Source organism: uncultured Lactobacillus sp., assembly GCF_947367125.1.
In the GTDB taxonomy this organism is placed as follows: Bacteria; Bacillota; Bacilli; order Lactobacillales; family Lactobacillaceae; genus Lactobacillus.
This window is the reverse complement of record NZ_CANBCQ010000063.1, coordinates 1-5,095: the sequence shown is the minus strand read 5'-3', so window position 1 is coordinate 5,095 and position 5,095 is coordinate 1. Positions and strand designations below refer to the sequence as shown.

The 5,095-nt window shown below is 33.3% G+C and carries 8 protein-coding genes; all 8 read left to right on the top strand.

Going from position 1 to position 5,095, the window contains the following annotated elements; genetic code table 11:
- Positions 1-91: 91 nt before the first annotated feature.
- The 8 genes from Q0Y84_RS11950 to Q0Y84_RS11915 all read left to right on the top strand — a co-directional run bounded on the left by Q0Y84_RS11950 (position 92) and on the right by Q0Y84_RS11915 (position 4,955).
- Positions 92-535: a hypothetical protein gene (locus Q0Y84_RS11950; protein WP_005729827.1), complete on the top strand. Its 444-nt coding sequence runs from the start codon at positions 92-94 to the stop codon at positions 533-535.
- 106 nt (positions 536-641) lie between these two features.
- Positions 642-1,127: a hypothetical protein gene (locus Q0Y84_RS11945; RefSeq protein WP_297954051.1), complete on the top strand. Its 486-nt coding sequence runs from the start codon at positions 642-644 to the stop codon at positions 1,125-1,127.
- A 147-nt stretch (positions 1,128-1,274) separates the two neighbouring features.
- Positions 1,275-1,550, top strand: coding sequence for a hypothetical protein (locus Q0Y84_RS11940; protein ID WP_297954048.1), 276 nt, complete (start codon positions 1,275-1,277; stop codon positions 1,548-1,550).
- A 38-nt stretch (positions 1,551-1,588) separates the two neighbouring features.
- On the top strand, positions 1,589-1,942 hold the full coding sequence (locus Q0Y84_RS11935) for a hypothetical protein (RefSeq protein ID WP_005729822.1): 354 nt from the start codon (positions 1,589-1,591) through the stop codon (positions 1,940-1,942).
- A 151-nt stretch (positions 1,943-2,093) separates the two neighbouring features.
- Positions 2,094-2,435: a hypothetical protein gene (locus Q0Y84_RS11930; protein WP_297954044.1), complete on the top strand. Its 342-nt coding sequence runs from the start codon at positions 2,094-2,096 to the stop codon at positions 2,433-2,435.
- A gap of 59 nt (positions 2,436-2,494) precedes the next feature.
- Positions 2,495-4,192, top strand: coding sequence for a hypothetical protein (locus tag Q0Y84_RS11925; protein WP_297954042.1), 1,698 nt, complete (start codon positions 2,495-2,497; stop codon positions 4,190-4,192).
- Between the two features lie 18 nt (positions 4,193-4,210).
- Positions 4,211-4,789, top strand: coding sequence for a hypothetical protein (locus Q0Y84_RS11920; protein ID WP_297954040.1), 579 nt, complete (start codon positions 4,211-4,213; stop codon positions 4,787-4,789).
- Between the two features lie 4 nt (positions 4,790-4,793).
- A complete protein-coding gene (locus tag Q0Y84_RS11915) occupies positions 4,794-4,955 on the top strand; it encodes a hypothetical protein (RefSeq protein WP_297954037.1) in 162 nt (53 codons plus the stop codon).
- The last annotated feature ends 140 nt before the right edge of the window (positions 4,956-5,095 follow it).

The window sequence follows — 5,095 nt, the reverse complement described above, 5'->3', positions numbered from 1 at the left end:
TATCATTAATAATTTGTTGTTGAAGTTAATAAGTAATTGAGGAGAGCAATCTAAGATGATTGGTCTCTTTTTGTTTTGAAGGAGAAACAAAATGGAAGAAAAAGTAATCTTACAGGAAGCTGTCGATTTCGGCTTAGTGGGTAAAAAGTTTACGGTTTATGGCCTAGATCCTAACGATAACACGTTGGAAAGAGCTACTATTACCACTGCTTTTTACTTGGCATATCTCAATATGAATCGAAACAGTGATCCTCACAGATTTCATAATTATTCAGATTTGAAAGCCTATTTAGCAAGCAGTAATCCTGAAGATATTGATTGCATGCTGGGCTACCTAGTTGAACCTGGTTGGCCACCGGTGAATTATTGTGAAGCTTCTGATGTGATTCAGATTGACAATGATGTCGAAGTCTCTGACTTTGATGTTTTTCATCCTGAAAATAGCAAGCAGCTTTGCGATTATTTACGCATTCATCGCAATGACCCTTCAGCACACAAAAAAGAAATTGACATGATTTTAGGTCATGCAAATTAATGAGTAAGTGAGGTAAATAAAATGTTAAGAAAATTAGATTTTTGTGACAGACAGGCTTTAGCAGATCTGTTCACAAAAGAATTAAGAAAAAAGAAGGTAATGAAAAGTGCAAAAACTTACACATACAGTATCTAAAGAGAAACTGTTAAGTATCACTTTCCCAAAGAATAGTGAAATGAGCTTTATCTTAGTTGATATCAAGGCTTATTTGGCTGATTTGAAAAGAGATATTCATCTTGATAGAAACAATGAAGATTGGCACAAGAGTCGAATCACGTCCGTTTGGGCTTCTACTGATCCCGAAGAAGGATTAGCTCATATGAAAGATTTTGGAAGCGAGTATGGCTTAATCATGCTTGGTAATGGAATGAACCCTGAATGTTACTTGCATACACTGAATAAATCAGAAATGCAGGCAATGGCAGAGCTTAAACCATATGAGCTTGATCCTGAAGCTTCTGGATATTGTGCAAAGTTGGCCAAAATCTGCACTGACGATGTTGCATCTGATTGTGTGGATGTTCAGTCGGCTGTGCCAAGCAAGTACAGTCCAGCTGTATTGAAGAGTAATATTCAGCTCGATTTGTGTTGATTAAAGGTAAAAATACGGGGAAAAAAGTTTTTATATAACAGTTATTTTAAGTTGTATGTTTTAAAGAATTGCGATGAATGGCATTCAACTAATTTCATTACTAATCTGTAATTCAGCTATGAATGAAAGTTAAAAGAGGTATTAACAATGACAATTAAAGAATTTTTGGCAGATGGTGGCAGAATTAACGCACGTTGGGACTTCACTGACTTTGCTAGTCATGAAGTAGATCAAAGCAATTCAACAGAAAACTTTTCTTCAGTAGATGATATTGTTCAAGATGCAATTGAACAGGGATCATTTAGTGAAAATCAAGAGTTTAATCGTTGCTCTGAAACATTTGATCTTTATGATTCAGATGGCAACGAGCTTGCAACGGATCTTGATGAAGCTGAAGCTAATAGTTTTATTGCTAACCTGTAATTCAGTCATGAAAAGAAAGTAAAAAGAGGTATTAGCAAATGAAAAGACAAAGAACAGTTCGTGGCACGCTTAGTTTTCTTGATAAAAACGATGTGAAGTATTTAGACTTCACTGCGTTTAACGAAGAAGGCTTTGACCAACGTTACGTAGATCAATATAGGACCCTATACAACAAGGTAATTGTCAAAAAGCTTTTCAAGCATTTTGACATTTTGCCTTTTAACAATGATGTTATCTTCAATTTCTTTGGAAGAGACGATAATTCTCATAACTGGTATGGAGTTTTCTACGAACCAGAAGAATTAACCTTTGACCTTAAAAAGGTCCTGAAAGGCGATTTTTCAGGCTTAGAAGAATTACGTAACTACTCTGTTGCAAATAAAGTTCATTAATTATTAGAAATAGTCAATAATTCAATTTTGGCTCACAAAGTTTTACTTTGTACGACAAGGATGGCAAAGAAATTGCTATCGAAGTCGAGCCAAATGAAGTTGACCGTATCATTTCTAATTTGTAATGTTTAAGTATTATAGGAGCTTAATTATGGAAAAATTTGAATATTACACCCAATACAAGGATTTAAATGAATTAAGAACGTTTGATCCTGATTTGGCAAAAGAACTTAAAGAAGCACGTTCAGAAATTAAATCGTCTGAAGAGATTGACATTTATGATGATCTTGAGACCTTTGCAGACCATGAAATCGTTGAAGGCTGGTACTACGATAGTTTGAATGTCGATTTAAGTAACTATAAAATTTATCATGGTGCCCCAAGGATTTATGATTTTATTGATCTTAAGGGGTTAGGAAAAGCTATAGCAAATACTTGGGATGAAAGCTATCACTACTTATCACCAAGTGGTAAGGTTGCCGAATTTTATTAATAAGTAGTTAGAGAACAACCGTATTGGTTATTCTCTTTTTTTGATTTTGAGGTAAAAAAATGAAAAAAATTACAGATTTAATGCGTGAAAAGTATGGTCTAAGTAGAATTACTAAGACAATCGCACTTAGCCCTAAAGATACCATTTACGAAATGTTTAATAAAACTGCAAAATTTATCTACAAGAATGGTTTAGCAAATGATGATTGGACTGAACAAGATTTTATCAGTGGTATTAAAGAGCTTGACTCATCAGTTAAAAACTTGCAAAGAGTTTTACTACCAGATGAATCAGTAAAAGAAGGAGATTTTCAGATCACTCAATTTGAGTTAGATATGATTAATTCCGCTTGTGACTTTAAAAGAGCAAAATATACTGATGAATCTTGGGAAAATCACATTTACTTAGCTACAAATGATAAAGGTAAAAAGTCGGTTATTATTGTTGATCCATTAAATAGCCATATTGAATATGCAGACCAATCATGGCATTGGAGATACTCGATGGGAACTAAAAAGTTAAGTAAACTTAAGATTACTGGCAATAGAGAGGTACATGTTTATCACGGAAATATTCTTATTGGCAAGGTAAAGCTATTTGACGAAATGAAACGTGAAATTTCTTTTGACGACATTAGTTCAATCACTAAAAAAGCTCAAATTACTGAAAGAGACGTTGCACTTAAATATGCTGAAATTACACGTGATTTATTTAATCCTGAATATCGCAAATATACTTATCGGTTTGAAAAAGACACACTTATTGATGAAGCTTTAAAGTACGGTTCTTTTGATCCCGATGATGAAGCTTGCTATTTGGAATACAAAGATCACATTTGGTCTAAACCTGGTGTAGAAGAGCTTATTGTCAGAAATGCTTTTATTGATAAAGTTAAACATTATTTATTAAATACATATTCCTTTTTCTTACAAGCAAAGTATGAAGACGATCAATTGGGTATGTCTCATGCGAGATTTTATCAGCAAAAGAGGAATATTAAAAAGGAAAATTTAAAAGAAATGCAAAGACTTAGTAATTCTTGGTCTGATTATCTTGCAGGAGTTGAGATTGATAACGATGTTGATCTAACCAAGCTTCATAAATTAGTACCAGAAATTACTGCTACTTTACCTTTGCTACCTAAAGCAAGTGACGGAGCTAAACCAATTCTTCGTTTCAGAAAATTACAAAACCATAAGGCGTTAGGGATGTTTACCACCTTTAACAATACTATTGCTTTAGATTTTCGAGAAATAAATGGTCAGCCTGGTTTACAATCGTTTATTCATGAATATGGTCATTTTCTTGATTATCATTCTGATAGCATTGCTTTATCATTGCAAGATAACTTCACCAACAAGATTGTCAGCCATGTTGCTGTCTATTTGAATGAATGTGCTTTACAAGGTGAAATTACTGTTGGTAAACGTGGGCTAAACTATTTATTAACCCCAACAGAAGTTTTTGCAAGAGCATTCGAATTGTATGTTTCGCACTTGGGTTTTAATAACTCACTTATTAAAAAGCCCGAACTATACGCAGGAAAAACTAGATATGAGTATTTATGCTTTTCAAACATAAAAGAAGAAGTTTTCAATTATTTTGATGATCGTTTTCCTGCTTTGAAAGATAGCATCGCTGAATTTCTAGCACCTAAGCCCTCATTTGAAGTTGCAGATACTTCTCCTAGATTTGAGAAGACATCTAATCTTATGCCTAAAACTGACTGCAAGTACGATCAACTATCACTATTCTAATTAAAAAGAGGTAAAATAATGAACTATTTAACATCTATACAAACTAAATTGATTCAAGAAGAACAAATTAAGGTACAGGTAGTTGGCGAAGCAATTAGCTCTTTGCCAAATTATTTCTACTCTTTGCGAGAATTAGGATTAGAACCATCAGACGAATTTGCTGATGATTTCTACTACATTCGGCGAGGATACTACCTTTTGATGAACAGCTATTTTATGGCTATGCACAATAGTAATTTGCTATATAAAACTGGTTTAGTTAAGAGTGTAGCTTTGGCTAACAATATTAATAGCATATTTGTACTTAACGAAACTGACAAAGAATCGACAGATAAGATAATTTCTGAAATCAGGTATGACCTAGATACGGTTTGTGAAGCACTGCAGGATATTCTAATTAGTTTTAGCAGAAGTCAATTGATGTATCAAGTTCTTACTGGTGAACGAAAAGAAAATATTTCTTATTGGACTATCAATTACTTCAAAAGCGTTGTTTATGCTGTACAGATCGTAAACAATACGTTTGACCCAGAGCCTATTAGAGTCCCGCAGAAATTGGCTCATATTTATCAAGATGTTATTAGAAATGAGGAATAGAAAAATGATGAAAAATCCAGATCAATGGTTTATTACTGATCTTTCTGAAGAAGAGCAAGAAGAGTATAATCGAATTACTGACTATTTAAGCCAGCAGACCGAGCTAGACACTAATAGTTGGGGTAAAATTGGTCAAATTCTTGTCAATACTTATTTGGAAGATTAATAAAGAAAATAAAGCGATACTGTTCATTGAAAAGTGAAAGAGGTAAACATAATGCCAACAAAGAAAAATAAATTAATGATTGTCTCGAATGATTTGGGATATGGAGAAGTTAAAGCTTCCATTGATGGTGAATATATCAA